The sequence below is a fragment of the Noviherbaspirillum malthae genome (assembly GCF_015352985.1).
In the GTDB taxonomy this organism is placed as follows: domain Bacteria; phylum Pseudomonadota; class Gammaproteobacteria; order Burkholderiales; family Burkholderiaceae_D; genus Noviherbaspirillum; species Noviherbaspirillum malthae.
Genome location: NZ_JACYXF010000010.1, coordinates 18,092 through 43,530 on the forward strand (window position 1 = coordinate 18,092; position 25,439 = coordinate 43,530).

Annotated in this window: 31 protein-coding genes and 1 tRNA gene; 18 read left to right on the forward strand and 14 right to left on the reverse strand. The window is 57.6% G+C overall.

What is annotated here, in order from left to right; all coding sequences use genetic code 11:
• Nucleotides 1-4: 4 nt before the first annotated feature.
• Nucleotides 5-637 carry a YbhB/YbcL family Raf kinase inhibitor-like protein gene (locus IGW03_RS14945; protein ID WP_194723366.1) on the forward strand — a complete coding sequence of 211 codons (633 nt, stop codon included), beginning with the start codon at nt 5-7 and terminating at the stop codon, nt 635-637.
• Between the two features lie 52 nt (nt 638-689).
• On the opposite strand, the gene IGW03_RS14950 is transcribed toward IGW03_RS14945, so the two are convergent.
• The 8 genes from IGW03_RS14950 to IGW03_RS14985 all read right to left on the reverse strand — a co-directional run bounded on the left by IGW03_RS14950 (nt 690) and on the right by IGW03_RS14985 (nt 8,195).
• The gene (locus IGW03_RS14950) at nt 690-1,178 is read right to left on the reverse strand and encodes a response regulator (protein WP_228535559.1); all 489 of its coding nucleotides are present in this window, start codon (nt 1,176-1,178) and stop codon (nt 690-692) included.
• On the reverse strand, nt 1,175-1,684 hold the full coding sequence (locus IGW03_RS14955) for a GAF domain-containing protein (protein WP_194723367.1): 510 nt from the start codon (nt 1,682-1,684) through the stop codon (nt 1,175-1,177). Before IGW03_RS14955 ends, IGW03_RS14950 begins: the two co-directional genes overlap by 4 nt.
• 184 nt (nt 1,685-1,868) lie before the next feature.
• Nucleotides 1,869-4,244: an AI-2E family transporter gene (locus tag IGW03_RS38900; protein WP_323744978.1), complete on the reverse strand. Its 2,376-nt coding sequence runs from the start codon at nt 4,242-4,244 to the stop codon at nt 1,869-1,871.
• 304 nt (nt 4,245-4,548) lie between these two features.
• On the reverse strand, nt 4,549-4,989 hold the full coding sequence (locus IGW03_RS14965) for a universal stress protein (protein WP_194723368.1): 441 nt from the start codon (nt 4,987-4,989) through the stop codon (nt 4,549-4,551).
• Nucleotides 4,990-5,038: 49 nt separating this feature from the next.
• Nucleotides 5,039-5,734 (reverse strand): TerC family protein, encoded by a 696-nt coding sequence (locus IGW03_RS14970; protein WP_194723369.1) that lies wholly within the window; start codon nt 5,732-5,734, stop codon nt 5,039-5,041.
• A gap of 127 nt (nt 5,735-5,861) precedes the next feature.
• The gene (locus tag IGW03_RS14975) at nt 5,862-7,277 is read right to left on the reverse strand and encodes a sensor histidine kinase (RefSeq protein ID WP_194723370.1); all 1,416 of its coding nucleotides are present in this window, start codon (nt 7,275-7,277) and stop codon (nt 5,862-5,864) included.
• A complete protein-coding gene (locus IGW03_RS14980) occupies nt 7,264-7,941 on the reverse strand; it encodes a response regulator (RefSeq protein ID WP_194723371.1) in 678 nt (225 codons plus the stop codon). Before IGW03_RS14980 ends, IGW03_RS14975 begins: the two co-directional genes overlap by 14 nt.
• Before the next feature lie 177 nt (nt 7,942-8,118).
• A tRNA-Arg gene (locus IGW03_RS14985) sits at nt 8,119-8,195 on the reverse strand.
• Nucleotides 8,196-8,450: 255 nt separating this feature from the next.
• Here IGW03_RS14985 and IGW03_RS14990 point away from each other — a divergent pair.
• Nucleotides 8,451-8,759, forward strand: a complete 309-nt coding sequence (locus IGW03_RS14990) for a hypothetical protein (RefSeq protein WP_194723372.1) — start codon at nt 8,451-8,453, stop codon at nt 8,757-8,759.
• A gap of 75 nt (nt 8,760-8,834) precedes the next feature.
• Here IGW03_RS14990 and IGW03_RS14995 read toward each other — a convergent pair whose 3' ends face one another.
• Entirely contained in the window at nt 8,835-9,428 is a 594-nt protein-coding gene (locus tag IGW03_RS14995; RefSeq protein WP_194723373.1) for a histidine phosphatase family protein, read from the reverse strand.
• Between the two features lie 194 nt (nt 9,429-9,622).
• Here IGW03_RS14995 and IGW03_RS15000 point away from each other — a divergent pair, with 194 nt between their 5' ends.
• The 3 genes from IGW03_RS15000 (at nt 9,623) to IGW03_RS15010 (ending at nt 11,504) form a co-directional block, all read left to right on the forward strand.
• Nucleotides 9,623-10,018 carry a nuclear transport factor 2 family protein gene (locus IGW03_RS15000; RefSeq protein ID WP_194723374.1) on the forward strand — a complete coding sequence of 132 codons (396 nt, stop codon included), beginning with the start codon at nt 9,623-9,625 and terminating at the stop codon, nt 10,016-10,018.
• A 217-nt stretch (nt 10,019-10,235) separates the two neighbouring features.
• Nucleotides 10,236-10,634 (forward strand): hypothetical protein, encoded by a 399-nt coding sequence (locus IGW03_RS15005; protein WP_194723375.1) that lies wholly within the window; start codon nt 10,236-10,238, stop codon nt 10,632-10,634.
• Between the two features lie 213 nt (nt 10,635-10,847).
• Entirely contained in the window at nt 10,848-11,504 is a 657-nt protein-coding gene (locus IGW03_RS15010) for a hypothetical protein (RefSeq protein WP_228535561.1), read from the forward strand.
• 119 nt (nt 11,505-11,623) lie between these two features.
• On the opposite strand, the gene IGW03_RS15015 is transcribed toward IGW03_RS15010, so the two are convergent.
• Nucleotides 11,624-12,700 carry a polysaccharide biosynthesis/export family protein gene (locus IGW03_RS15015; protein WP_194723376.1) on the reverse strand — a complete coding sequence of 359 codons (1,077 nt, stop codon included), beginning with the start codon at nt 12,698-12,700 and terminating at the stop codon, nt 11,624-11,626.
• Between IGW03_RS15015 and IGW03_RS15020 the strand changes: the two genes are divergently transcribed.
• The 3 genes from IGW03_RS15020 to IGW03_RS15030 all read left to right on the forward strand — a co-directional run bounded on the left by IGW03_RS15020 (nt 12,699) and on the right by IGW03_RS15030 (nt 13,913).
• Entirely contained in the window at nt 12,699-13,154 is a 456-nt protein-coding gene (locus IGW03_RS15020; RefSeq protein ID WP_194723377.1) for a hypothetical protein, read from the forward strand. The two genes, IGW03_RS15015 and IGW03_RS15020, sit on opposite strands and share 2 nt — an antisense overlap.
• A complete protein-coding gene (locus IGW03_RS15025) occupies nt 13,141-13,428 on the forward strand; it encodes an HU family DNA-binding protein (RefSeq protein ID WP_194723378.1) in 288 nt (95 codons plus the stop codon). The genes IGW03_RS15020 and IGW03_RS15025 overlap by 14 nt, the downstream gene beginning before the upstream one ends.
• 284 nt (nt 13,429-13,712) lie before the next feature.
• Nucleotides 13,713-13,913, forward strand: a complete 201-nt coding sequence (locus tag IGW03_RS15030; protein WP_194723379.1) for a hypothetical protein — start codon at nt 13,713-13,715, stop codon at nt 13,911-13,913.
• Between the two features lie 119 nt (nt 13,914-14,032).
• On the opposite strand, the gene IGW03_RS15035 is transcribed toward IGW03_RS15030, so the two are convergent.
• Nucleotides 14,033-15,895, reverse strand: a complete 1,863-nt coding sequence (locus IGW03_RS15035; protein ID WP_228535576.1) for a right-handed parallel beta-helix repeat-containing protein — start codon at nt 15,893-15,895, stop codon at nt 14,033-14,035.
• Nucleotides 15,896-16,184: 289 nt separating this feature from the next.
• Here IGW03_RS15035 and IGW03_RS15040 point away from each other — a divergent pair, with 289 nt between their 5' ends.
• The 5 genes from IGW03_RS15040 (at nt 16,185) to IGW03_RS15060 (ending at nt 19,325) form a co-directional block, all read left to right on the forward strand.
• Entirely contained in the window at nt 16,185-16,523 is a 339-nt protein-coding gene (locus IGW03_RS15040) for a CzcE family metal-binding protein (protein WP_194723381.1), read from the forward strand.
• A complete protein-coding gene (locus tag IGW03_RS15045; RefSeq protein WP_194723382.1) occupies nt 16,520-16,837 on the forward strand; it encodes a hypothetical protein in 318 nt (105 codons plus the stop codon). Before IGW03_RS15040 ends, IGW03_RS15045 begins: the two co-directional genes overlap by 4 nt.
• A gap of 314 nt (nt 16,838-17,151) precedes the next feature.
• Nucleotides 17,152-17,646 (forward strand): phasin family protein, encoded by a 495-nt coding sequence (locus IGW03_RS15050; protein ID WP_228535563.1) that lies wholly within the window; start codon nt 17,152-17,154, stop codon nt 17,644-17,646.
• A 126-nt stretch (nt 17,647-17,772) separates the two neighbouring features.
• Nucleotides 17,773-18,264: a phasin family protein gene (locus IGW03_RS15055; RefSeq protein WP_194723383.1), complete on the forward strand. Its 492-nt coding sequence runs from the start codon at nt 17,773-17,775 to the stop codon at nt 18,262-18,264.
• 428 nt (nt 18,265-18,692) lie between these two features.
• Nucleotides 18,693-19,325 carry a CDP-alcohol phosphatidyltransferase family protein gene (locus IGW03_RS15060; protein ID WP_228535578.1) on the forward strand — a complete coding sequence of 211 codons (633 nt, stop codon included), beginning with the start codon at nt 18,693-18,695 and terminating at the stop codon, nt 19,323-19,325.
• A 90-nt stretch (nt 19,326-19,415) separates the two neighbouring features.
• On the opposite strand, the gene IGW03_RS15065 is transcribed toward IGW03_RS15060, so the two are convergent.
• On the reverse strand, nt 19,416-19,985 hold the full coding sequence (locus tag IGW03_RS15065) for a thermonuclease family protein (RefSeq protein ID WP_194723384.1): 570 nt from the start codon (nt 19,983-19,985) through the stop codon (nt 19,416-19,418).
• An 833-nt stretch (nt 19,986-20,818) separates the two neighbouring features.
• Between IGW03_RS15065 and ypfJ the strand changes: the two genes are divergently transcribed.
• The 3 genes from ypfJ to IGW03_RS15080 all read left to right on the forward strand — a co-directional run bounded on the left by ypfJ (nt 20,819) and on the right by IGW03_RS15080 (nt 22,252).
• The gene (gene ypfJ / locus IGW03_RS15070; RefSeq protein ID WP_194723385.1) at nt 20,819-21,697 is read left to right on the forward strand and encodes a KPN_02809 family neutral zinc metallopeptidase; all 879 of its coding nucleotides are present in this window, start codon (nt 20,819-20,821) and stop codon (nt 21,695-21,697) included.
• Nucleotides 21,698-21,809: 112 nt separating this feature from the next.
• Nucleotides 21,810-22,028, forward strand: a complete 219-nt coding sequence (locus IGW03_RS15075; RefSeq protein WP_323744979.1) for a hypothetical protein — start codon at nt 21,810-21,812, stop codon at nt 22,026-22,028.
• Nucleotides 22,025-22,252, forward strand: coding sequence for an RNA-binding S4 domain-containing protein (locus tag IGW03_RS15080; RefSeq protein ID WP_228535565.1), 228 nt, complete (start codon nt 22,025-22,027; stop codon nt 22,250-22,252). Before IGW03_RS15075 ends, IGW03_RS15080 begins: the two co-directional genes overlap by 4 nt.
• A gap of 40 nt (nt 22,253-22,292) precedes the next feature.
• Here IGW03_RS15080 and IGW03_RS15085 read toward each other — a convergent pair whose 3' ends face one another.
• Entirely contained in the window at nt 22,293-22,583 is a 291-nt protein-coding gene (locus tag IGW03_RS15085) for a winged helix-turn-helix transcriptional regulator (RefSeq protein ID WP_323744980.1), read from the reverse strand.
• A gap of 157 nt (nt 22,584-22,740) precedes the next feature.
• On the opposite strand from IGW03_RS15085, the gene IGW03_RS15090 reads away from it, so the two are divergent.
• Nucleotides 22,741-23,325, forward strand: coding sequence for a carboxymuconolactone decarboxylase family protein (locus IGW03_RS15090; RefSeq protein ID WP_194723387.1), 585 nt, complete (start codon nt 22,741-22,743; stop codon nt 23,323-23,325).
• A 107-nt stretch (nt 23,326-23,432) separates the two neighbouring features.
• Here the strand turns inward: IGW03_RS15090 and IGW03_RS15095 are convergent, their stop codons facing one another.
• Nucleotides 23,433-24,026, reverse strand: a complete 594-nt coding sequence (locus IGW03_RS15095; RefSeq protein WP_323744983.1) for a phasin family protein — start codon at nt 24,024-24,026, stop codon at nt 23,433-23,435.
• A 285-nt stretch (nt 24,027-24,311) separates the two neighbouring features.
• Between IGW03_RS15095 and IGW03_RS15100 the strand changes: the two genes are divergently transcribed.
• Nucleotides 24,312-25,334: an SLAC1 family transporter gene (locus tag IGW03_RS15100; protein ID WP_194723388.1), complete on the forward strand. Its 1,023-nt coding sequence runs from the start codon at nt 24,312-24,314 to the stop codon at nt 25,332-25,334.
• Nucleotides 25,335-25,439: the final 105 nt, after the last annotated feature.

Sequence of the window (25,439 nt, forward strand, 5' to 3'; positions counted from 1 at the left end):
ACGGATGCTCGAAAAATTGCCAAGCGTGATAGGACAGGCCCTGCACGACCGCCGTGCGGGTCTGGGCAGCATCGCCTTCAACTTGATCGACCTGCGCGAGGGAACTGCGGCAATCAATGTCAGCAGCCTTGCCTTCGGCGATCACGAGGCCATACCGGCGCAATACACGGCCGATGGCGCGGGCACATCACCGCCTGTCGAATGGACGGGCATTCCCTTGGAAACCGGATCGGTCGTGCTGCTGGTCGAAGATGCGGATGCACCTACGCCCCATCCTCTGGTGCATGCGATCGTCGTCGCATTGCCGCCGAAAGACGGCAATTTGCCGGAAGGTGCATTGGACGATGCTGAACTGGAGGGCGATATCGGCCGCAATTCCTATCTGCGCACGCGCTGGCTGCCGCCTGATCCGCCTCCCGGACACGGCGTGCATCGTTATGCATTCCAGGTGTTTGCGCTGAGTGCGGGGGCGGATCTGCCGAAGACGCCGGGCCGCGAAAGCGTGCTCAAGGCCATCGAGGAACATGCGATTGCCAGCGGCTGCCTGATCGGCACCTACGAGAGATCGGACGGCTCGATCAAGATCCCGGCATCGTCGGCAATTGCTGCCGGTCCGGCGGAAACGCCTGGGGTTTGACGGGCAACAGCGTCGGGCGCTGATTGGACCCAGTAATCCGGTTATCCGGCATTCAGACGGCGGATGCCTGTCCCGCCTGGCGTTGTCTGGGCAGGAATTCCGAGAAGGTGTCGAGCAGGGTGCGGGCGCGGAACGGCTTGAGAATCACGCGCGTCACCTGGCGATGCCGAAGCTCCTGCAGAAGAAGGGCATCGCAGCGGTCCACCAGTACGGCGATCGGCATGTCCCGAATGACGGGGTCGGCGCTTGTCCGTATTTCGTCAAGCAGGCTGAAATCGTACTGCGCATATCTGCGCTCGCCGAAGTCGAGCGCGATGACTGCGCCGTGATAGGCGCGTTCGGCGAGCATCCGGAACGCGGATGTCTGGCTGGCAGCCTCATGAATGTGGGCGATGCCGAGCGTGCGCGCGGTCAGCGCAACGGTTCGCCTGAGCAGCGGGTCCTTTTCCACCAGCAGCATGGAAACTATCAGGGAAGCTGGGGGCGCCGATGCCGGCAGTGTCATGTTCTGCGCCTTGGCCGCGATGCGCTGCACGTTCATGCCCTGACCTCAGGCATGTCACCCGGCGCCAGCAACTCGGCCACTGCAAGGTCGCGCAGCGAAGAAAGAATGGACAGGTCGGTGGCGTCCAGGCGCCGAACCCTGGTATCGATCAGGCAGAGCGTACCGATCGCCTGCCCGTCCGGCATGATCAAGGGGGCGCCTGCATAGAAGCGGATGTAGGGCTCCCCGAGCACCAAGGGGTTATCGACGAAGCGCTCGTCAACCCGCGCATCCGGCACGACAAGAACTTTATCGCAATGGATCGCATGGCCGCAGAAAGAGATGTCCCGGGGCGTTTCGCATACGCCGAGGCCGGTCCTTGCCTTGAACCATTGACGATTTTCGTCGATGAGCGAAATAAGTGCGATCGGAACGTCGAATTCCGCTGCGGCGAATTCAACGATGCGGTCGAAGCGTTCTTCCGGCGGAGTGTCGAGGATGAGCAAGGCGCGCAGTGCTTCTAGCCGCTGCTGCTCGTCAGCGGGGATCGGGGCGGATTGCATACGTGCGGAGAAGTAAAATTGCCTTCTTTATTGGTGACAAGCAACTTTACCGCATTGTCGGAATGGGCGGCAAGTGAGCTGTCCGTCCTGATCAAGGATGCAAGAGCCGCCACACCATGCGGTCGGTTCCGTGCGGAGCCCGACGTCAGTCAGGCAGCCGGCTTGCGCTCAAACAGATAGGCGATCATGGCAGCGGAAGGCTGCCGGCTTCCGCGTTCTCCATGGCGGGATCCGGGACAGACCTTCGCCCCTTCGCAAGTTCGGCCATCAATTCGTCGGCGATCACCTGCATGAGCTTGAGTTCGCGGGGGCTGAGCGTGCGCGGTTTGAGGTCAATGACGCAGAGCGATCCGATCACTTGTCCGGACATTGTGCGCAGCGGCACGCCGGCATAGAAGCGCATTTCGTTTTCACGCAGGAAGGGATTCTTCGCGAAACGCGGATCGCGTGCCGTATCTTCGACGACGAGCGGTGCATTGGCGGCTACCACATGCGTGCATATCGAGGTTTCTCGCGTGCCCTGGCGCGACTTTTCCAGTTCCGCAGGCAGACCCCAGGCCCCCTTCCATAATTGGAGGCTGTCGTCGATCAGCGACACCATGCCTATCGGCATGTCCATGGCCTCGGCGACCGTATGCGCCACCCGGTCGAGATGGACGCTGTTGCCGGGATCGAGGGCGCCGCTTGCCTGCAGAGCCTGCAGCCTCGCCTCCTCTTCGGCAGGAACCGGAACCGGCGGCGCGGCTGCCGGAACAGTAGCCTGGCCGACGATTTCTTCGATCATGTGTGCGGCTGCCTCAAGGCTGGTTGCCGTGGAGTCCGCCCCTGCTTCCGTAGCCAGCTTCTCGGGCGTACCGGCTTCTGCCGCGAGGTTCCACGCGCCGATCACGATTTTCAGGCGGCGCGAACGCGGCCTCAGGCGTCGGCTGACGAAACGCGCATACGCCTTGGGCGTGGGATTGAGGTAGGAAAGACAGACCACCTCGACACCGGCAAGATCGAGTGAGCCGATATTGTCCAGGCTAATGGCGGACGGCGGAACAACGCGTGCCCCGATGCCGCTGCTTTCCAGCACATGAACCAGCAGCGCGGCCGCCGCAAGATCGAGTTCGCCGCGGCCCGCGATGCACAGGACCGGCGTTCCGAGCCACTGGTTGGCCTGTCCCCCCTCCTCTTCCAGCCGACGGGATTCGTAGTCGTGCAGGTCCGCAACCACCGCGCGGATGCCGTCGGCGACATGCTTGCGGTCTTCCTTGCTGGCGCCTCGTTCGCGCGCGTTTTCCGCAAGCCTCAGTGCAGGCAAGGCTACCCTGTCATAAAACGACAGCAGCGAATCCTCGGCGACCTCCTCTTCGGCGATGTCGATCGCTTCCTCGACGTTGCCGGCGAGCAGGCGCTGGTAAATGCGCTCTTCCGCCGACAGCACCGGGTCGCTGCCAAGGAGGACATCGATGAACGCCAGCTGTGGAACATAGCGCCCCATGACCACGAAGCACACGGTCAGCGGCGTTGCAAGGATCAGCCCGACAGGTCCCCACAGCAAGGTCCAGAAGATGGCGGACAGAATGACCGCCATCGGCGTCATTCCCGTGCTCGATCCATAAAGCCAGGGCTCGATGACGTTGTTGCTGACGAGTTCCAGTACAAGGATCAGTGCGCCGGTCCACAGCAGCATGTTCCAGCCGGGGTCGACCGCAAACGCCAGCAGCATGGGAAATACCGCGGCGATGACCGGGCCGAGATAGGGAATGAAGCGCAGCAGGGTCGCCAGCAGCGCCCACAGGAACGCGCCGGGCACGCCGATCAGGTACAGGCCGATGCCGAGCGGTATGCCGTAGGTTGCGTTCACGACCAGCTGCATCAGCAGGTAGCGGCTGACGCGGCTGGCGGCTTCGCTCAATGCTTCCGTCGTGCGGTGCAGGTCGGTCCCGGCCAGCCGGATGAAGCGGTCCCGCAAGTCGCTGGGCGCCAGCAGCACGAAGAAGATGAAAACGATGACCAGGCCTGCCGTGCTGACCGGGCCCATCAGCGATCCGGCAACGCTTTGCAGCGTCTCCAGCGGGTGCTGTTCACCGGGTTCGATGCGGACCGGCATGGGCTGCTGCGTCTTTGATGCGCCCGACCCGCTGCCCTTGGCGCGCGGCGTGGTCCCGGCCACTTCCGACAATTCCTTTCCCAATGCCTGGATCACCGCGGAGGTGCGGTCGATCGCGCCGCCTCCCGGTGCAGCCGACCGGATGGAGCGTATTTTCTTTTGCATGGTCTGCTGATAGGTCGGCAGGTTGTCCGACAGCGCCACCACCTGGCTGCCCATCAGCACGGAAACGCCGGCCACCATGGCGACGGCTCCGCTCACCACGAAGACGACGGCCGCCGTGCGTGGAATGCGCGCGCGCCGCATCCAGGCCACAGGAGGCGCCAGCATGAAGCTCAGCAGGATGGCCAGTGCAAAGGGCACGAAGATATCGCGGCCGACATACAGCACGGCAATGCTGAGCACAACCACGACCGCAGTGCTGAGGTTGATGTTGATATCAGGATTGGCGGAGTCGTCGGACACGGAGAGGAACCTGGGGTAGATGCAAGGCTAAAGTAAGGAATCGGAAAGCTCGCGGCTGCAATGTACGGATTGCGGAGACTGCAGCAAATTAGGCTTCGGAAAGGAAAAAGTGTTCCAGCGCGCAGATGCAAGCATTGCGATTGCGCAACGTGATTCGGTACGAGACAGCAGCCCTGCGGATTCCGCCGAGCATGAAAGGCAAAAAGACAAACAAGAATGAAAAAAGCCGGTCGCTGGACCGGCTCCTTTCGGGACGTGCGGAAACACTTTCCGCGCATGCTGACTCGATGCTGCCGTGCTCGGATTATGAGCCGATCACCCGGCAGCTCTCCGCGTTTCCAAGCAGGTTGCGCACTTCGCTTGCCAGCGTGCCGAACAGCCTCTCCGCGACGCTGGCCTGCGGCGCCCGCCCCATGATGATGCGATCGCACCTGATCTCGGTGGCGAAACGCACGATGGTTTCGGCGGTGCGGCCGATCTCGATATGGGTCAGAAAAGGTACATTGGCCTTGCGCAGCTCCGCTGCCAGAGGTGCCAGTTCCTCCCTGGCCGCCTCCCGATGAATCTGCCGGAGCTCGGCACTGCCGAAGAATTCGGCGACGTGCTGCGACACCGGCGTCTGCACGCTCAGCAGATGAATCTGCACGGACTGCTCTCTGTGATAGATGGCAATCGCTTCGGTAACCGCACTGCACAATTGAGCAGGCCGGCTGTGAATGCTGACGGGAACGAGCAATTTTCTCATGTCGATTCTTTCATGACCGTGCCTGGAAACGAGGAGCTTCAGGGGCGCTTCAGCCGACTTCGTTCAGCGGTTCCTTGGCCGCGGCCCGGCGCTGCTGCCATTTGCCGACCGCAATCACGAGCAGTGCGCAGAGCACGGGAGGCACCAGATGGAGGTTGTGGTGTGATTCAGCCCAGCCGCCGATCGCCGGATCGGAGAACGCCATTTCGCCTGCCACCCAGCCGAGCAATGCCGCACCGGCGGTGATGATGATCGGGAAGCGCGTCATCAGCTTGAGGATGATGGTGCTGCCATAGATGATGAGCGGAATGCTGACGCCGAGTCCGACGACCAGCAGGAAGACGTTGCCTTTCGCGGCGGCAGCGACGCCGATCACGTTGTCGAGGCTCATGACCAGGTCGGCGATGATGATGGTCTTGATCGCAGCCGCCAGGTTCGAGTGACCTTCCATCTCTTCCTCGTCATCCTCGCCCTTGAGCAGGTTGATGCCGATCCACAGCAGCAGTGCGGCGCCTGCCAGCTTGAGGTAGGGAAGCGACAGCAGATAGACGGCGAAAAACGTCAGTACGATACGCAGGACGATCGCGCCGACGCTGCCGAAGAGGATGGCCTTCTTCTGCTGGGACGCAGGAAGTGAACGCGAAGCGAGCGCAATGACGACGGCATTGTCGCCGCTCAGCACGATATTGATCAGAATGATCTGGGACAGGGCAAGCCAGAACTCCGGCGCAGCCAGCATGGACATTGGTTTCTCCTTGATGATTTCCTGGAGACCAAGGCTTGGTCTCCGCTTGCCGTCAAGGATACGGAAGCGTGCTGTCGCCTCCCTTTCGCATGCCTTACGCCACGCTGTCTGATTCCTTTCGCCAGCCTTACAACATGGAGCCCGACGTGTCCGGACTTCCCGAAGCAGGGAAAAGGACGGTGAAGGCATTGCCGACCCCGTCCTTGTCCTCTTCCAGGGTGATGCGGGCATGATGCACGGTCGCTATCTCGCTGACGATGGCCAGGCCCAGCCCGCTTCCATCGACTTGCGTACCGAGCAGACGGTGGAAGCGTTCGAAGATACGCGTACGCTCTTCCACGGGAATGCGCGGACCGTCGTCGCTGATGGACAGGGTGGGCTGGGAGCCGTTGAGTACATGGACGGTCACCTTGCCGCCGTCCTGACTGTAACGCACCGCGTTGTCGATCAGGTTATTGATCAATTCCCGCAGGCGATGCGTATCGCCGTCGATCATGACGCGCCCGCCATGTCCTTCGAAGCCGAGATCGATGTTGCGCTTGAGAGCTTCAGGCACCCATTCCATCGTGATCTCGAGCGCCAGCGCATGCAGATCGAGCGGCAGCAGCTTGACATTCTCGACGGCTCCCGGTTCATTGCGCGCCAGCGACAGCAATTGCCCGACCAGCCGCGACAGGCGATCGGCGCTGACATAAAGCTGGGCGACCGCATGCTGCAGCTTGCCGCTGTCGGCTTCCCGCAGCGCCAGCTCGATTTGGGCCTTCATGCCGGCGACGGGCGTCTTGAGCTGGTGCGCGGCATCGGCGATGAATCGGTTCTGGAAATTCAGCGTGGCATCCAGGCGCTGCAGCAGACCGTTCACTTCCGCCACCAGTGGACGCACCTCCGCGGGCACATCATGGTCGTCGATGGGGCTCAGGTCCAGATGCGAGCGGTTCGATACCGCCCGCGTCAGCATCTGCAGCGGTTTCAGTCCCTGGCGCACGCCGACGCACACCGCCAGGATGGCAAGAACGATGAGGAGCAGTTGCGGAACGAGCACGCTGGCACGGATCTCCGTCGCCAGACGCTGCCGCTTGTTGAGGGTTTCGCCGACCTGCACCAGGATCCAGCCGGGCGCGCCGTTGCCGGCATACGCCATGCGCGCCGCCACCATCCGGACCTCCATGCCATGCACGACGTCGTCATAGAATACGGCACCGTCCTTACCCGGCACGCCGTTCCTTGGCGGTGCGATGGCGTCGTCGCCGCCGATCAGCCGGTCATCGCTGGATGAAACCTTGTAGAAGAGCCGGTCGTCCTGATCCGTCAGCAGCAGCCTTTCCGTACCGGCCGAGATATCGATGCGAGCCTGGCCGCCGTCAAGCTGCACATGCAGGAAGACTTCACGTGCAATTTCGTGCAGCGCGCGGTCATAAGCCTGGTTCGAGAAGCCCGCCGAGGTGGCGTAGGTAATGATCGTGTCGAGAAGCAGAAGGGCAAGCAGCGGGCTCAGCAGCCAGGCCAGCAGTTTCCTCTGCAGCGCCGGATCATTCCGGCGCATCGGTCCGTTCCAGCAGATAACCCATGCCGCGTATGGTGCGTATGCGGCAGCCGTAGGGCTCCAGCTTCTTGCGTACGCGGTAGACATAGACTTCCATTGCATTGGGTCCGACTTCGTCCCCCCAGCCGTACAGGTGATTCACCATGTGCTCCTTGCTCACTACCCGCCCTTCCCGCATCAGCAGCAGTTCGAACAAGGCCAGTTCGCGTGCCGAGAGCTCGATAGGCTGGTCGTCGCAATAAAGACGGCGCCCGCCTGAATCAAGCCTCAGCCGGCCGTGATGGAGATCGGGGGTGGGCTTGCCATGCCCGCGCCGCAGCAGCGCACGCACCCGCGCTTCAAGCTCGGGCAGATCGAATGGTTTGGTCAGATAGTCATCGGCGCCCAGATCCAGCCCCTTGACACGGTCCGCCAGCGCGTCGAGTGCGGTGAGGATCAACACCGGCACCTGCGACTTGCGGCCGCGGAGGCGCCGCACGAGGTCGAAACCGCTCATGCCGGGGAGGCCGACATCGAGCACCACCAGATCGTAGGTGTGAACCGACAAGGCATGGTCAGCCTGCAGGCCATCGCCGACGAGATCAACCGCGTATGCCGATTGCACCAATGCCCGAAACAGCGCATCGGCCAGTATTTGATCGTCCTCGACGAGCAGGATACGCATTGTTTTTTCTGATGAGAAAGGAAACAGGAAGAATCAGAGCGGATTCTACCCGAGGATGACAGACCGCTGGCGTCCATCCCCAGATGCCTTGCCGTTCGATACAGGCAGGGAAACAATACAGGGAAATGAAAACGGGCGAGAAGCTTGCGCTCTCGCCCGTTTGATGCTGCATAAATATGGTGCGGCTGGCAGGAATCGAACCCACGACCCCTTGGTTCGTAGCCAAGTACTCTATCCAGCTGAGCTACAGCCGCGAAGGACTCGCATCATAGCGCAAAGACAATTTCTTCGCCAGTCCTTTTGCGTATTTCTTTAAAAATACTGGAGGGCGCTGGGTGGAGCCCATGCTGGTGGCGGCACCCAGCGCCCTCTTCCTGGCCGGCTCCTGATCGTGCCCGAGCACCCCTCCCTCGCTTGAGAAATTTCAAATAAACATCCAAGTACGATTTTTCCTACCTGCAAAGACAGACGATTCCGATTCTCCTTGCCCGCAGGCTTGGATATATTTCTTGCAACGCGGCGCGATGCCGCTCTTGATCAACGCAATGCATAATAACATCGACAAGGAGGCTCCGATGAGCGATGAAGCAGATGTCGCAAATGACAATATTGAACGCAACCGCATGGCGGCAATCGAGGCATGCCGGCGGCAACCGACCTTGCCTGCAAAGGGCAGTTGCTGGTTCTGCGAGGAGACGCTTCCCCCGAACCACAAATTCTGCGACAGCGACTGCGCAAGCGATTACGAGCTTGAGCAAGCGGCGTGGGCACGCGCCGGCCGGCCGCGAGGTCCCGGCGATGTGTACGCAGAGCAGTAACAAAGGAGTCAATGCGCGGTAACTGAAGCGCTGCTGCCGGCTTTCATTTGATGAAGTCGGCGGCCTGTGACAGCACTATTTCCCCGGCGGCAGGCGACCAAGCAATTCCAGGCGTCCTGCCTGGCCCATGCGCGCGATCAGCATCTCTCCGGACGACAGCGACTCGCCGGTCAATGCCTGTATGTTCTGCTGATGCGTGACCAGCACGAGATTGCCCTTCAAGCCGGAACGCGGTATCGCACGCATCGCGCCTGCGGTTTTCGCTTCCGCCCGCTTTGCATCGTCATTGAATATCGAATCCAGCATGGGCACGGTCTTCAGGTTTTCGAAGGCAAGCAATGCCGTGTCGATGCATCGGCACCAACGGCTCGTCCAGACCTCCTCCACCGGTATCGCTTTATCCCGGAAGATTTTGCCTATCTGCCTCGCGTCGTCGCGGCCCTGCGCCGAGAGATTTCGCTGCGTGCTGCAGTCGCCGAGCAGGAAATTCGGTGGATCGCCTATGCCGGATACTGTGATCGCATGACGCATCAGGATGACGTGTCCGCCCTGCCGCAGCTTGGCCCAGAGTGCTTCATCGGCTCGTGCGTGCGGCGCCTGGAAAACCATCAGGGTTAACAAGGCAAGGCCGGAAGCGAAACGGGACACGGAATTCGGCAGAATCGTCATTACAGCCTCCAATAAGCCAGGTTGCAGGATAGTGCATGTCATGCACAGAGACATTGGTCTTCATCACAAGGTTTTTGAGAGACATGCTGCCTGTCCGGGATGCGATGCGGCTCCATTACATGATCATGGGATTGCGAAATCACGCCAATGCGGTTAGTTTCCTGAGTACTGGGATAAACGACGATTAAAACTATATGTATGGCTTTGAACTGTGTAGAAAATACCAGGAGGCAATCAATAAAGGAAACTTGGAGCAGACCATGGCGTTGTTCGCGGATGAAGCCGTCGTCAGCGCTCCGCTGACAGGACACTCCACCGCCCGCAAGTTTCATGAATGGCTGCTGGGCACGACCAAGGAAACGATTACTCGCCTGCGACGCGTTTTCCAGGCGTTGGACAATAGCTCTACCTTGGCCATGCAGCTGCACTACACCTGGGTGTTAAGCAATGGGAAGACGCTTGAATTCGACGGCATGATGATCTTCGAATTCTCTGCAGACCAGTTATCCATCTGCAAACTTACCATCATTTACGACACCGCTCCCATCCGGACGCACGTATCGCAAGGGGCTCTCGCTGCAATTCGATAGCCGCCGATATCACCTTCGAATCGCCGTTGCCCGTATCGACTGTACGCTGAATGCACTAAAGGGCCTTGCGGCATGTCCGTTTGTTGCCTTTTATGCATTTATTGTTACATCGGGTAACATTCTTGCGTCAACTATTCTTTTGACAAGCGCGTTTCCTGACGAGCAAACACGCACTCGGCTGCCTGCCGGACAGCAGGAAAACGAGTCTGAAAAGCGAATGCTCAACCGGGTTGCCGGCTTGCCTCATGTACATTGCCAGGCACCGCAGCCCGAACAGTTTGGAACCGAAGTGGAGACGAATATGGAACACAGCAGGGTCAAGGAGCAACTGGCACGTGTCGAAGAATCAATCGGCGTAGCCAAGGAAATGTGCGAACGACATATGGATGGCCGTGTCCAGACATACTTGAAGAGTCTGAACCGCGATTCTGCCCATCTAAGGGTCATGCTTGACAATGGCCAGGCGGCTGCCCGTCTCGGCGACTATCTTGAGCACCTCAGAACAACAGGCGCCCTTCTCATGCACAGCTGCGAGCAGCCCCGCCATAAAGACACCCGTCATGCCCTCGAACAGTTGCACGACGAGTTGTTCATGCTGGAACAATACCTTCAGTAGTTCTGTTCTGCTTTTGGGACAACCCTGTCCCAAACCCATCACCTTCCTTCTTCACACCGCTTTTGCTGTCAACGTTTCGTCCAGAGACCCTGGCACCAAAAGCGGTGGATCCTTCACGGACGCCACAGTCCGCTGCTTCCCGCGGCGCTTCTCAGCGTACCCGCATGCATTTTTCCGAGCCGGCATGGCGTGTTCGACAAGAATTGAACATGCTTGCCTGCGCTTTGTCATAACTCCCTTTTCCAATTGCTGGATAATAGCGGTCCGTTAATTTTTTACGCCTTCATCGCGCCGCAGAAACGGCCGATTGGTATTTTTTGGAAGCAGATATTGAAGACAACACGAAACAAGCGCTGGGATGGCAAGATCGACAATCTACCGGTCGATTACTTGAATGGCGTATTGGAAAAAATGCAAGCCTACGGTGATCGCGTACAGTTCTCTTACGTAGCCGGGGGTCCCCAGCCCGGATACCAGGTAATCAATCCCGTCGGCAAGACCATGGCGTTCGACCGCAATCACCATTTGCTGACCTTGCAGGGCGAAGAATTCACCGGCCCCAATGCAACGGCCATCATGGGGCTTGACCAGGTGCAAAGGCTGATCAGCGGCATTGGGACCGCATCACGCACGGGAACGCGCGGGGTCAGGGTTGCGCGCAAGGCCGCAGGCGGCACCGGCGAGACCAAGACCGCAAAAGCGCGGCAGATGGACATGTATGCAGCGCAGCGGTATGAATATTTCAGGAACAACCGTCAATCCCTGCCGCCCACGATCAGCGAGCATACCGAGGAAATCACTGAACTCATGACCAAGGGAAAATCGGTCGAAGAAGCGTTCGGCGAAATCGTGAGCAAGTATTACGGTTGAATCTACCCTGAGCCCTTCACTTTCCGAGCATGCTTCAAATCGCCGGATTGCGGGGGCAGCATCAACAACAAGCGCGCCCGCGACACGGCAAATTATCGCGGGCGCCGTACCGCAGCCTGCTATTTCAGCGGATTGAGAACTCCGACTGCTGATGACAGCGCGCTCGGCAGGATCAGGCTGATCGTCCTGTTCCAGTTGGCGAGCGGGGTGGCGGCAACATAGACCACATCCTTGGGCGAAAGCTCGAACCCTTCCGCCATTGCCATCGCCCCGGCCGTACGGCCGTCGAGTTGATAGACCACCTGGTCCTGGCCGCTCTTGCGAATCACATAAATCTGGCTGCCGTCGCCGGACAGCGGGTTGACGCCCCCTGACTCTCCAAGTGCTTCATTGAGCGTCAGTCGTCCGTTGTACATGGTGAGCGCACGCGGGCTCACGACTTCTCCCGATACGAAGACCTTGCTTTCATCCCGCGACCGCACACGTACCACGTCGCCGTCGGCAAGCATGATGCTGCCGGGATTGACCCCGCGCTGCACCAGCTGCGGCAGGTTGATCTGGTAGTTCGTTCCGCCGCGGTTGATCACGATCTGGCTCTGGTCTCCGTTGGGCATTACACCGCCGGCACGATTGAGCGCTTCCATCAGGCTCATCGGAATGTCATTGATCGATTGCAGGCCGGCGTTCCTGACCTCGCCGTCCACATACACCCTCTTGCTTCGGAATGCCTGCACGCGCAGGGTAACGCGCGGCTGGCGAATGTATTTGGAAATCTTTCCGATTAACAGATTGCGTGCCTGTTCCTGCGTCAGTCCCGCCACTTTCAGATTGCCGGCATAGGGAAACTGGATTTCGCCCTGATGGTCGACGATGAAACCGGCCGGCGGCGCGGTCGTTGCAAAGGTAGAGGCATCCGAACCCGTTCCCGGCTGCATGCCGACAGCGGTGGTCGCACTGTCAGACAATTCGGGATGATCCCAGACGACGATGGACAGTACGTCGCCGCTGTCGATCGTGTAAGGCACAGGCTTGCCGAGGAGCTTGCTGATATCCTGGCTGACCTGCTTCTCCCTCAGCGCATTTTCCGTTTTCACCAATTGCGGCGTGATGGGCTTGAGCACCGCATTGGCCATATCCGCGCCGGACGCGCTGGCGCCTCCGGCATCCGAAGATCCCTGCGTACCCGAATAATGCATGCCCGGTGCGACCGACGCACATCCGGCGACGAACCATGCTGCCGGTAAAAGTACCGCGAGCGATCTCAAAGATTTTCTGGCGTGGCGCAGCATCATCGTCTCCTATCCATACTTGATGTCCATATCGCGGCGGTGTCGCAATCGTCCGGCACCGTTTCTGAAGGCGGATTCATTGCCTTTGAACACGGCACATATGCACTCTAGAATGGTGGCGTCATGGCGTGTTGAGTGTGATCAATCAGACAATCCGAAGCCGCTCAGCCTGCAGCGGCGAGGGCGCACTCTGCATCGGTCTGCCGCAATCCGGGCGCAAAATGCGCCGAAACAGCCGATCGTAAAAGGACTGCACGCACATGGGACAGTGGCCCAAATTGATAAAGATGCGTTATATTTCGCCACTCAATCGCCACACATGGCATTTTCAACAAAAGGGAGCATGAATGAACAAGAGTGAGATCGTCGACAAGATCGCCGCAGACCATGAACTGACCAAGGTAAAGGCGAAGGAAATCGTCGAGCAGGTATTCGGCTTTGTCGGTACCGATCTGAAGAAGGAAGGACGCTTTTCCTTTCCGGATCTGGGCACCTTCACGGTAACCCAGCGCGCCGCCCGTACAGGCCGCAATCCGGCCACAGGCGAATCCATCAAGATCAAGGCATCCAAGAATGTCCGTTTCAAGGCCGCTCCCGCGCTCAAGGATCTGGTGGCGAAAGTCAAAGTCAAGTAATACACGCATACCGGAGCGGCATGCAGCCGCTCCAGGTTCCCCGCAGATCCTTCAGGCATTTCTGCTTTTGCGCTTTCCCCCGCGCGTCAAACCTGAATCGAAATTCTCCGTCGGCCGCATCCATGCCTGATGCGCCGTGCGTTGCTCCGTCGTGGTGACTTAGCATAGGCTGAGCTTCCTGCGCAAGTGCGAGCTGACACGATACCGCATGCTTTCTCAAATGGAACAAGCGCAGTCCGCAGCGGTCTATCTCACACATGAATTTTTTCGCGTATGGAGCGGCAATGAAGTGGTATTACAGATGGAGGCTGCGTCGGGTCCGCGCAGAGATAGCCGCCTTGGAAGAAGCGACTCAGGCAAAACTGGTCGACACTTATACGCATCATTCAAGACTGCGTATCCTGCAAACGATAGCCGAGCGGCTGCAGGAAAGGCTGGAATCGGATGCAGGCAAAAGTCGTCCTGGCAAGCAGGAGGACGAATAATCGAATGATTGATTTTGGCGGTGTGGCGGCGCTTTTCCGCCTGCCGCAAACGGGGAAATAGAAACGCGGCTAAAGGCCGCGTTTCTATTTGTTACTTCATCAGGCGTGTCATGCGGCCATCATGGCGCTGCCAGCGTGGAGTTGCCATCCTGTCCTGTCCTCGCTTTCCATTGCGTAAAGCTCAAGGCTTCCCCATTGAAATTGGCAAAGATCGAGGACGAGCTGGCATAGCGGTTGCCGGAATAGCTGCCGAAGCGTGCCACGGCGTTAGTTCCCAGGTCACTGCTGATCCGATACATTTCCTGCTTGCCGGTGGTGGTGAATGCATTGTCGTTGAAAGCATTATTTCTCACGACCGCGGACGTTCCCGCTTCCACGATCTGCACATGCGCCTGCGTGTTCTGCGCAAACACATTCGCAGTCACCGTGTTGTCATATCCGTTGAGGATTTCCATGCCGTTGCCGCTGCCCGTAACGTTATTGCCCGATACGACCGTCCCGTTCGCGTAATCGCCGAGATAGATTCCCCACGCCAGGATCTGCTTGGGCCCGACATCGCGCACGACATTGTTTTCGATGCGGGTGTCAAGGCGAACGCGTTCCGGCGATGACGTGAAGATGCCGCCGCAGTCGGTCATGGTTTTGCATGCGCCATCGACGGTATTGCCGGACACGACGCCATTACGGAACACGCGTATGCCGATGTAACCTGAATTGCTTACCTTGTTGTTCTGCACGACGGCGCCGTCGCTGGCCGTGAGGTTGATTGCGGCATGCGAGTTGGTCGGCATGCCGAAGCTTCCTGTTGCAGCAATGGTCGAGTTGACGATGCGTTCGCCTCCGCCTCCCCATTTCACGGCAATCGCATCGTGCCTCGAATTGCGGATCGAGGATGCGCTCACCTGCAGACCGGAGCCGCCCGCGTTCTGGATACCGCTGCTTGAAGAATTGCGGATGTCGACATTGGCGACATTGAGTCCGGTGGCACCGAGTGCATTGATGCCGTTCGCCGAACCGGAAATGGCAATGCCGTCGATTGTCACCGAACGGGAATTGCTTGCGTCGATGCCGTCCTTGTCGGGAGACGCCCATACACGTCCTTCCGGTGATTGTCCGTCCGGCGCCCAGACATACAGCCGGCCGCCGCTGACAGCCCATTCGCCAGGCTCGTCCAGCATCCAGAGTTTGCCCTCGACATAGAAGTCGACCTGGCCGCCAAGCGCATAATTGCCGAAGTTGATATCGCCGGTGTTGGCAAGAGTCATCCTGTCGCCGGAATAAGCCGTAATTTTCCGTGCCTCGATGGCCCACACATAAGGTTTGAATACCAGCGTGGCGCCGACGAGATCGGCATTAGGCATGACATACGAAAGGCTGGACTCGCTGGATGAGGCGGCACGTGCCCAGACTTGCGCGGCGCTTGGCCAGTGCGCTTTCGCCAGAGGCTGGTCCGAAATGCTCACCTGCGCCACATCGAAGTCCACGGGCGCGGAATAAATATTGCCCTGATGCTGAACCCATCCCTTGATGGCCTGCCCCGGCGACAGGATGGCCTTGCCGCAATTTCCTGCGGTGCTCACCGTAACATTCGACTTTCCCTTCAAATCGAGCGTGCCGTAGTACATGCGTCCGCATTCAAGCTGCACCTTGCTGCCATTGGCTATCCCTGTCGGCACTGCCAGCGGAGGCAATGCCGCATTCTGCGGTGGAACGGCCGGGAATGCGTCAGTTGGCGCAACGCCGGTATTCGTGGATGCAGATCCTCCGGTGCCTGCTGATGCAGAGGACGGCGGTGTACCGGCGGATGCGGATGAATCTGCGGACGATGCCGTACCTGCGTTGCCGAAGGCGACGTCGCTGCCGGCGCTGGCGGCAACGATGTCGCCGCTGCTGGATCCACCGCCGCATGCGCTCAGCAATACGGACATCGAGGCGGTCAAGGCAATGTGCTTCAGGTTAAAGGGGGCTTGAAAGATTTGCATATCCACTTCGGCTCCGAACGCGACTTCAATACTGATCCGAAGTCATGCGCCGGATAAAATTAACGGAAGTAGATTTCAACACTTCAATTTCTTTGGCTCAATGCTTTTTCGGCAATTTCGGCCCTGTGTTTTGTTACGAATCGTGAGTAATGTAAATACCTTGGGTTAAATTAGAAGGCAGCAGAAGCGCGCATGATGACCCAGTTTTCGCCTTCTATCCCGATAATGGCTGACCGAGTTTCAATCAAAGCAGCGGAGTGGAAATTACGGTATCGACGAGAGAATGACCATGAAAAAACCCATTACCTGGACAGCCTGTCTGCTGCTGGCCAGCCTGCTGACTTCCTGCATCACCCGCACGACGTATCAAGACCTGTATGGACAGCCTCTTGCGGCTTCAGCAGTCACAACTCATGTCGTTGTGATTCGTCCCGATACCCGCCATGTCAATGTCCAAGGGGGCGATTCCATACGTTTCATCGTCGGGGACAGGGTCTTCTCATGGCAGTTCAATGTCGCCCGGACCATTGATTCCTTTGATCTGCGGGAAGTTGCGCCGCCGGGCCTGCTTGACCATGCCGTGATCGCCTATGTATCTCCTGATCCCAAGTATCTTGGAAGGCCTTGAGCCTGCCATTCAATGCCTGCATGGCGGATGAGCGCGATGTGCCGTTATGCCTGCGTACCGAATACTACAATCCCGAGCGCGCAAAGCGTCAATGTAAACCCCAGAAGGATACTGGCGTAGGGAACGCGCTTGACATGGCACCCGTGACATTCACGCTCATTCCATTCTTTTTTTGCGCCGCAGTTACCGCAGCGTCCTGCAATGAAGTGCCACATAAATTGCTCTTGAGTGCGTTCGACCAGTTCAGTGTAATGACATGCACCATGGATGCATTGAGGATTAGCAATATGGCTGTAATGCACCGGATTGCGTAAAACGCATACAAGAAAATCGGTGGCCCGTTTCGCAATCCTTCCCATGCGGAGTCTTTTTGCAAAACGTGTTTCGAGTGCAAATCAAGTTGTCTCCATGGTCCGATGCCGCGTTTTTGCGAACGCAATATATTCATTACTTAAATTGATTTTCCTAGTCTCGGCACTGCCATTGTGCAATGCAAAATTATTATGTGCGCCGTCCGGAACTTGGCAAATCCAGCAAGCTCTACAGAAGCTCGTTCGGACGTGCGCAGTCATTGCTTCCATGCGCACGTGGAACGTCTTCCTCATGTCTGGTTTATTAGGAGATGCCAATGTTTACTTTTTCGCAGGAAGTTACACCGGCTCTGAAAGCGCATATCGATGCTCAATATTCGATGTTTGCGGACCTGTCGCAAAAGATGTTCGACACTGCTCAAAAAATCAATGAGCTCAACATCCAGGCCGCAAAGACCTTGCTTGAAGGGTCCTTGTCGAGCGCGCAGCAAGTCATCGTAGCGAAGGATCCCTATGAAGCACTTTCGATTGCGGCGGCACAAGCCCAGCCATCGGCGGAACGTGTTCGCGAATACCAGCAGCATCTGAACAACATCGCGGCGCGTACACACCTCGATCTGGCAAAGACCGCGGAGACTCACGTCCCCAATACCAGCCGTACGGCAGCGGCGGTTGCAGACGAAGTCGCGAGAAAAGGCAATGAAGAAACCGAGAAGGCGGCTTCGCGCCAGAAGGCCGCATTCGAACGCTTCAAGACCACGATCGACCGCGGCGATGAACAGAAGCCACAGGCGAACCGTCCTGCAGCATGATGGCCGCCGCAGGTTGAATTCGCGGTTTCACCCCAACTTCAGTCAGCCATCATTCGCAGTGACGACCACTGACGCATCGGACTATCGGTACATCATCGTTTCTCAACAATCTATCTCGGAGTCGACATGTTCCTATTCAATCAGCCACTTCCGCCTTCCGCGAAAGCTCATCTCGAATCGCAGTTCACGTTTGTGTCCGAGCTGTCGAAGCAATTGTTTACGACGGTACAGAAGATCAACGACCTGAATATCAGCATTGCGCAAAACGTGTTGCAGGACACCTTGAACAGCACTCGCGAAGTCGCAAGCGCGCAGAATCCCTATGAAGCACTTTCCATCGCCGCTGGCCAGGTACAGCCTGCCGCGGAACGGCTGCGCGCTTATCAGCAGCATTTGACGAACATTGCAGCCAATACTCAGGTCGATCTGGCCAAGACTGCGGAGGTCCATGTACCGGCAACCAGCCGCACTGCATCAGCCCTTGCCGATGACGTGGCACGCCGCGCCAACGAGGAAGCGCAGAAAGCGACGCAGCGTCAGAAAGCCGCGCTTGAAAAGATAGCCTCGCCTATCGGCAAGCCGGACACCGGCAAGGGCACGACAGCCAACGTGCATTGAGTCGTCGCAATGACAGACTACGGCATTGCTTAGGTAAGCAGCCACGATTTCAGTGGACGAGTTAGTCACAACAGCCGTAGCTTCCATTAAATATGCTGCTTGATCTGCCGCTTTGGCTATTCTGTTCAAAGCGGCAGATTCTCATCCCCTGCTTGTAACGTCCCTTCCAGTAGCCATCTCGCTTAATGACGTGGCAGACGAGATCATTGAAGTTCTTGCTCGAAAAGTCATTGATTGTCGAGCGACAATCAATGACACAGTCATATTTTTTTCGATAACCGCACCTCTGGCAATGGGAGCTCGCAGGCTTGGCTTTGCATTGAATCAATTTCATGGTTCGCCCGACCGATGCATCGGAAACCTTATTGACGTTCATGCAATCACATTATCGTCGGCGCGACGGGCACAAGCTTTCAATACGGATATCTATGAACCATGGCATGAAGACACCACGGCACTTTTCAATGATTCGCGGATTCCATCTTGCGGATTTTTTTACGTTGGGTAACGCTGCCTGTGGTGTAGCCGCGGTCTTCTTCGCGATGCTGTATGTTTCAACGCAATCTCGTTCCTATCTGTTCGCAGCAGCTGCAATGGCGCCTTTGGCGTTTTTGTTCGATGTGCTGGACGGGATGATTGCGCGCTGGCGTCACCAGCATTCGCCTCTCGGTCGCGAATTGGATTCGCTGGCAGATGTGATTTCATTCGGCGTGGCGCCTGCAACGCTGGGCTTCGCGGTCGGGATGCAAGGCGGCTGGGATGCGGTGGCGCTGATGTACTTTGTCTGCTGCGGCGTCAGCCGTCTAGCCCGTTTCAACGTGACCGCAGAGGAATTATCCCAGGGCGGCGAAAAAGTCGCCTATTTCGAGGGTACCCCCATCCCGACGAGTGTCGTTCTGACGGCAATCCTGGCTTTCGCCGCATTTCAGGATCGGATTGGCGATGCGCTGTATGGAGGGGTCTGGACGCTTGGCCCCTGGAACCTGCATCCCCTGGTACTGATATTTGTCATCTCGGGAAGCATGATGATCAGCAAGACCCTGCGCATTCCCAAACCCTGACGGATCATCAGCATGAAACCTTATTCACCGGTGAGCGCGCATTCCGGAAGTACGTTCGAATCGTCTATTTAGCGTGCACAATGGCTTGCCTCAGCAGCCGTAGCGACGATCTCCATCCACGATCCGGTAGCTTCCCCATTTATCGACAAAGCAGATGGCATCGTCGGACTGCTTTATGTGTGCCAACCTGGCTTTGCGCGCCGGCTTGCGAAACTTCCAGGGCGCAATCGGATCATCGTCGCTCCACAATCCGCGGCGATCACGGCGAGCCATAGCCTCCAGCGCCGGCAAGGTTAGATCATTGTTATGCTTCGGATCGACCCATGCAAGGCCGCGCTCGACCTGAATTCGACTGGCTTCATTACCATCACATTGCACAACCGCAACCAATGTTCCCGAATAGTCGAGCTGCTTGTTCTGCAGTACTGCATTCTTCCCCAGGCAAAGCTCGGCAAGTGATTTGCGTGAAGCTTCTCCAAAAGCCTGCTTTTTTTCCGGGGCATCGATATGTGCCAGCCTAAGCATGACAGGCTGGTCGTCAAGGACAATGGTCATTGTGTTCCCGTCTTCCACGCTCTTGACCTTCTCCGCGGATGCCAGTGAGGACGTTGACAGGAAGGCCACGAACAGCAGATGGGTGCAACGAATTGATACGTTCATTTGATGCAACTTATGCCTAAAGCCGGGTTGAGTGAACTTTAAGAAAGTAAGTGCATAAATGCAACTTAATTTTCCCGATCGTACCAAATACGCATCAGCCGGTTACCAAAAGCAAATTTTTAACACGGGTAAACTTGTAGCGTCTGCGTGCATGGGTGACAACCATATCGAATGAAATTTGGTTGCTGTCCGTTAAGCAGCGGTCGAAAAATGAATTTTTTAGATTCACAAAAGAATCTTTTCAAAATTTTTGAAATTTTCGGTGTAATATCTGCGCGCTGTAATAAAAAATCCAATCCAGGACGACGAGAGAGACAGGAACCCCGTATAGCATAGTCTTGCGGGGTTTTCCTTTTTCAGGATATAGATTTGATGAATACCTCATATCACTGAAAAAAAGCGGAGTTTTATTGTGCATTGCATTAAAGTGTACTTGTCTCCTCCAACTCTCCTTGAATTGGATTTAAACCCGCTCTTGCAGCGGGTTTTTTTCGTCTGCCGTTTGCGCACTCGTCGATTCCGTACCCCCATCCTTGGTAGCTCGATAGCATTTTGTCCTTTGAGATTGCGTGCCAGTCGTCTCCCCTTCGGAGAAAGGCAAGCTTGCCTTCGTATTAGCCGCTTGCAGTTAGTTCACTTAGATCGGTAGAGAGATGTGCAGGTCGGCTGGAATGTGAAGTTGAATGTAAAAACTACATCGAACCGGGCTGGAGATACATACACTGAAAACCTGCCTCATCGACACGCGTAGGCAAAAGCCTTCGATCAGGCGCGTGCGCGTTTCTTGCTTTTATTGTAAGTTCACAGGCAACTACCTGATTTACGGAGGCGACATGAGATGGGAAGGCAATCGCGAAAGCGAAAATATTGAAGACCGACGCGGGGACCCCGGCGGATACGGCGGCGGAATGCTCGGTGGACGTTCCATCGGATTAGGCACTGTTGCCATTGCACTTGTCGCATCGTATTTTCTTGGCGTCAGCCCGATGACGGTGTTGAGCTTCTTGACCGGCGGCTCGCCGGGAACGACGGTTACCCAGCAGGCACCGGCACACCATCCTGCCGCAACGGATCAAATGACGCGCTTCGTTTCGACCGTATTGGCGGATACCGAGGACACATGGACCGCAATCTTCAGCCAGCAAGGGGCCAATTATGTGAGGCCGCGCCTGGTCCTGTTTTCCGGAAGCACACCGACGGCCTGCGGTGCGGGACAGTCGGCCATGGGCCCCTTCTACTGCCCCGGCGACCAGCGTATCTACATCGACCTGAGCTTTTACCGCCTGATGCAGCAGCGATTCAATGTCTCTGGCGAGTTTGCTCAAGCCTATGTCATCGCGCATGAGGTCGGTCATCACGTTCAGCACTTGATGGGCATTTCAGACAAAGTGCATGCAGCTCGCCGAAACATGTCGGAAGCGCAGGGCAATGCAATCTCGGTGCGCCTTGAACTTCAGGCCGATTGTTTCGCAGGTGTCTGGGCCTATCATGCCAATCAGGCGCGCAACATACTCGAAGCAGGCGATGTGGAGACTGCGCTCAACGCGGCCAGCGCTATCGGCGACGATGCGCTCCAACGTCAGTCGCAAGGCCAGGTGGTGCCCGACTCATTCACACACGGCACATCGGCCCAGCGGGTGCGCTGGTTCACGCGCGGGATACAGAGCGGCCAGGTAACGGCATGCAATACTTTTGAAGCCAAACAGCTATGAGTATGGCCCTTCCGATACAATGCCGGCTTTTCCCGACAAACAGCTTGCCATGTCCCTAGCCCCTACCGTGAATCTGCTACGCGCCTCGCTCCAAGCATTGAAAGCAAGACAAATGAGTCTTAGCGAGTTCTGCCAAACCTGGCGCAGCCAGAAGACCTTGCTGACTGCACTTCCGGAGCGCTATGGACAGGTCATGGAAGATCTTCTGGGACGAATGGAAGCAGGCAGCCTCTTCACCGAGGAGAGCTGCTCGTTCAGTCAGGACGATCTTCAGGCCAACCTGAGCATCTGGCTCGACAAGGCATCCCAGACGCTTGAGAGGCAGCCATGACGCGCATTCAATCCATTGAATTTGCCGTACAAGGCGAGTATGTCGAACTGAATCAGCTGCTCAAGCTGGTGGGTATTGCCGATAGCGGCGGCGCAGGCAAGGCCATCGTCGCGCGCGGAGAAGTCCAGGTGGACGGCAAGCCGGAAACCCGCAAGACATGCAAGCTCAGGCCAGGCCAGCTGGTCAGCCTCGGCAACGTTCGCATCCGCTTGGTCCAGGCCTGAACAAAAGTCCGCTTTCAAGTCGGCCGGCGCTGTCTATTGATCAGGATCCGTCCGGCTTCTCTCCTTGCTGCTTTCCCCAGCGTTCCGCCCAGTGCTGAAGGGGCAGCAATGCCTCAAGCAGCTCCCTTCCCTGCTGGCTGAGCGCATAACCCGCAGGCTCTTCCAGTTTCACAATATCCGCATCACGCAGTTCGCGCAGCCGCTGATTGAGTACAGTCGGCGACATGCCGTCGCAGCTGTCCCGCAGTTCGCGAAAGGTGAGCGGCTGATCTCGCAACTCCCAGAGAATTCGTAATACCCAACGTCTGCCGAGCAGATCGAGCAAGGCCATGACAGGCCGGCCGGTACGCGAACCGCGGACCGGTGTACCAGGTTTGAGTGATGCCATAATTTTCGCTACCGAATGTGTAGCACATATGCTACTATAAACGTAGCGCACTGTCCATATGTTGTCGAGTTCCTGCGTGCGCCCTTTTCAAGGAGAAACGATGTTTGAATCCGCCGATACCAGACTTGCTCCATCTGATGGACCGTATGAACCCGAAATTGCCGCGGCCCTCAAGCGGGTCATGCCTCCGGGACTTGAGCCGCTCAAACTGTTTCGCGTGATGGCACATAGCCCTAGAGTACTGCAGCGCATGTTTGCCGGCAGCCTGCTCGACAAGGGCCCCCTGACGCTACGCCAGCGCGAACTGATCATTCTTCGCAGCTGCGCGCGCTGCAACTCCGAGTACGAATGGGGAGTGCATGTGGCCTTCTTCGCAGGCAAGGCAGGACTAAGCGACAGTGAAGTCAGCGCAAGCAGGGAGCAGCAGTATTCATCCTGGACCAAAAGCGAAGGGCTTCTGCTGAAACTGGTCGATGAACTCCATGACGACGCCGATGTCAGCGACCAGTTATGGGCTGCTCTGAGCGAGGAGTTCAGCACGGAACAACTTTTGGAAATGGTAGCCCTTGCCGGCTACTACCACACCATTTCGTTCATGACCAATGCCTTCCGGATAGGGAAAGAGGATTTTTCGCCCGGATTCGATTCCGGCGCCAGCAAAGACTTGCAAGCTGCCACGAATTAAAGAGGCATCTGCGGGGCAAATAAAAAGGCCGCGCTGCGGCCTTTTTCCATTGGCGTTCCGACGAGCCGGAATGGAGTCGTTTGCCAGATAAAGTGATTAACCTCGTCTCAAGGGGTAACGTTCTGATTGGCCGCAGGCGTAAACTGGCTGGCGGCATTAGCGATGTTCGCTTCAAATGTGTGCACCGCCTGCCTGGCGTTTTTATTGAACTGCTCGTATCCTGCAGCCGCATTGCCAAATGCGGTTTTCAGAATGGCGACAGCATTTTCCGATCCGGGCGGTGCGTTCTTTGCCGCCTCATCCACGAACTGGGTGAACTGACGGCCGATGTCTGCGAACTGCTTCTCGGCAGCACGAGAAAATTCCGCTTGAACGCCGCTGGCGATGTTGGCGAGATGGCCGTTATAAGCGATGGCCTTGTCCAAAGTCGGCTTGGTCTGCGCACTGATAAGCGCGATGAACTGCTGGGGGTCCTTGGCGGCAAGCAGCTGGCGGGTGGTTGCCGATGATTCATCCAGCGAAGCCTTTGCGGCGGTCAGGTTAAGCGTCCACAGTTTCTCGATGCTCTCGATCGTCTTGCCGCTCAGTGCGGTGTACAGATTGAGGCTGGATTCAATATTGGCTCTTGCAACTTGGGAAATGGCTTCTTGGGACGGGAACATGTTATCTCCTAAAGGGGCAGGATAGACCACGTACGGCACGAGCAAGTTGCGATTTTGTGCATGGCAACAGCACTCATTCTAGAGAGTGTATGCGCCAGCATCAAGGATGTTGTTGTGCATTGCAGGATCGCCTCTTCTATTATCTGACCTTTGGTTTTGATGCTGTCTCAAGAGATAAAATTACTTCATATGCTTATTTATCGGCATGACCAGCCGTCTGCAGATTCGTTAAGATGACTGCCTGCGTCTGCGATGACATCGAGTCCTTGTCTTGCCCCATTCGACTCAACACGCAGTGTCGGATCGTACGGCATGCAGACATGAATGGAACCAGTTACGATGAACGATGAATCCCCTCGTGCGCGGCTTTATTACCTTCATGGCAGAAACGGCGCACCGCAGCAAGGATCCTGGCTGGCCAGATTTCCGGCGGGTATCTTTGCCATTCCTGTCGGGCTTTTCGGCCTGGTGGCGGCATGGCGCCGTGCAGCCGCTTTCGGCCTGACCACCGCCGACGAAATCAGCGAGCTGATCTTCTATCCGACCCTGTCGATCTGGGTCTTGTCGACGCTGCTGTATGCACTCAAATGCAAGCGGCATGGCAACGCCGTGCTTGCTGAATTCCTTCATCCAGTCCAAGGCTCGCTGCAAGCCCTGATTCCCCTGTCCGCCCTGCTCGCCGTGGTCCTTCTGCAGCAGCCCGATCAAGGCATCTGGCTGCTGGCCTGCATAGGCGCGCTGGGTATCAATGGGCTTATCTCGGTGCGCACCATCTACCTGCTGGCTACCGGACGCTTGCCGCGCAATGCGGTCACTCCGGCGTTGTATCTGCCGATCGTGGGCGGATTTCTTGTGGGGGCCATGGCGCTGGCTTCACTGCATTATGAAGACTGGGCGGCATTGCTGTTCGGCACCGGCCTTTCGGGCTGGGCGATTCTTGAGGTTCGCGTCCTCGGTCAATTGTTCGAGGGGCCGATGCCCGGACCCTTGCGCACGACCATCGGTATCGAACTGGCTCCGCCGGCAGTGGCAACGCTCTCGGCAGCAACCGTTTGGCCGGGTCTTCCCGCCCAAGCTATCATGATCGGAATCGGAATGACGCTGCTGCCCTTCATCAGCGTCTTTGCGCGGTATTCCTGGTGGAGCCGGACGCCTTTCACGGTCGGCTTCTGGTCATTCTCGTTTCCGGTCGCCGCCTTCGCCAGCATCGTGCTTGAGGCAGGAAATCGCGGCAGCTGGCCGACATGGATCGGTACGCTCGCGCTGCTGGCTGCAACTGCCGTTATCGCATGGCTGCTGTTGCGCACCGCGGTTCTCCTGATACGCGGGCGTCTTCTTCCGGATTAATGTGTTGCGTCGGCGGATCTCGACTCGACTCGACGCTACGGCTGCAGCCGGCCGCAAATCAAGCTCGGCCGGCTTCAATCCGCAAGGAGAGTTCAACAGGAATCA

Excerpts from the sequence above, each read along its gene's own strand:
- IGW03_RS14945 (WP_194723366.1), top strand. The coding sequence starts at position 5 with ATGCTCGAAAAATTGCCAAGCGTGATAGGACAGGCCCTGCACGACCGC.
- IGW03_RS14950 (WP_228535559.1), bottom strand. The coding sequence starts at position 1,178 with ATGAACGTGCAGCGCATCGCGGCCAAGGCGCAGAACATGACACTGCCG.
- IGW03_RS14955 (WP_194723367.1), bottom strand. The coding sequence starts at position 1,684 with ATGCAATCCGCCCCGATCCCCGCTGACGAGCAGCAGCGGCTAGAAGCA.
- IGW03_RS14965 (WP_194723368.1), bottom strand. The coding sequence starts at position 4,989 with ATGAGAAAATTGCTCGTTCCCGTCAGCATTCACAGCCGGCCTGCTCAA.
- IGW03_RS14970 (WP_194723369.1), bottom strand. The coding sequence starts at position 5,734 with ATGTCCATGCTGGCTGCGCCGGAGTTCTGGCTTGCCCTGTCCCAGATC.
- IGW03_RS14975 (WP_194723370.1), bottom strand. The coding sequence starts at position 7,277 with ATGCGCCGGAATGATCCGGCGCTGCAGAGGAAACTGCTGGCCTGGCTG.
- IGW03_RS14980 (WP_194723371.1), bottom strand. The coding sequence starts at position 7,941 with ATGCGTATCCTGCTCGTCGAGGACGATCAAATACTGGCCGATGCGCTG.
- IGW03_RS14995 (WP_194723373.1), bottom strand. The coding sequence starts at position 9,428 with ATGACGATTCTGCCGAATTCCGTGTCCCGTTTCGCTTCCGGCCTTGCC.
- IGW03_RS15000 (WP_194723374.1), top strand. The coding sequence starts at position 9,623 with ATGTATGGCTTTGAACTGTGTAGAAAATACCAGGAGGCAATCAATAAA.
- IGW03_RS15005 (WP_194723375.1), top strand. The coding sequence starts at position 10,236 with ATGCTCAACCGGGTTGCCGGCTTGCCTCATGTACATTGCCAGGCACCG.
- IGW03_RS15020 (WP_194723377.1), top strand. The coding sequence starts at position 12,699 with ATGCCCGGTGCGACCGACGCACATCCGGCGACGAACCATGCTGCCGGT.
- IGW03_RS15015 (WP_194723376.1), bottom strand. The coding sequence starts at position 12,700 with ATGCATTATTCGGGTACGCAGGGATCTTCGGATGCCGGAGGCGCCAGC.
- IGW03_RS15025 (WP_194723378.1), top strand. The coding sequence starts at position 13,141 with ATGAACAAGAGTGAGATCGTCGACAAGATCGCCGCAGACCATGAACTG.
- IGW03_RS15030 (WP_194723379.1), top strand. The coding sequence starts at position 13,713 with ATGAAGTGGTATTACAGATGGAGGCTGCGTCGGGTCCGCGCAGAGATA.
- IGW03_RS15035 (WP_228535576.1), bottom strand. The coding sequence starts at position 15,895 with ATGCAAATCTTTCAAGCCCCCTTTAACCTGAAGCACATTGCCTTGACC.
- IGW03_RS15040 (WP_194723381.1), top strand. The coding sequence starts at position 16,185 with ATGAAAAAACCCATTACCTGGACAGCCTGTCTGCTGCTGGCCAGCCTG.
- IGW03_RS15050 (WP_228535563.1), top strand. The coding sequence starts at position 17,152 with ATGTTTACTTTTTCGCAGGAAGTTACACCGGCTCTGAAAGCGCATATC.
- IGW03_RS15055 (WP_194723383.1), top strand. The coding sequence starts at position 17,773 with ATGTTCCTATTCAATCAGCCACTTCCGCCTTCCGCGAAAGCTCATCTC.
- IGW03_RS15060 (WP_228535578.1), top strand. The coding sequence starts at position 18,693 with ATGAACCATGGCATGAAGACACCACGGCACTTTTCAATGATTCGCGGA.
- IGW03_RS15065 (WP_194723384.1), bottom strand. The coding sequence starts at position 19,985 with ATGAACGTATCAATTCGTTGCACCCATCTGCTGTTCGTGGCCTTCCTG.
- ypfJ (WP_194723385.1), top strand. The coding sequence starts at position 20,819 with ATGAGATGGGAAGGCAATCGCGAAAGCGAAAATATTGAAGACCGACGC.
- IGW03_RS15075 (WP_323744979.1), top strand. The coding sequence starts at position 21,810 with ATGAGTCTTAGCGAGTTCTGCCAAACCTGGCGCAGCCAGAAGACCTTG.
- IGW03_RS15080 (WP_228535565.1), top strand. The coding sequence starts at position 22,025 with ATGACGCGCATTCAATCCATTGAATTTGCCGTACAAGGCGAGTATGTC.
- IGW03_RS15085 (WP_323744980.1), bottom strand. The coding sequence starts at position 22,583 with ATGGCCTTGCTCGATCTGCTCGGCAGACGTTGGGTATTACGAATTCTC.
- IGW03_RS15090 (WP_194723387.1), top strand. The coding sequence starts at position 22,741 with ATGTTTGAATCCGCCGATACCAGACTTGCTCCATCTGATGGACCGTAT.
- IGW03_RS15100 (WP_194723388.1), top strand. The coding sequence starts at position 24,312 with ATGGAACCAGTTACGATGAACGATGAATCCCCTCGTGCGCGGCTTTAT.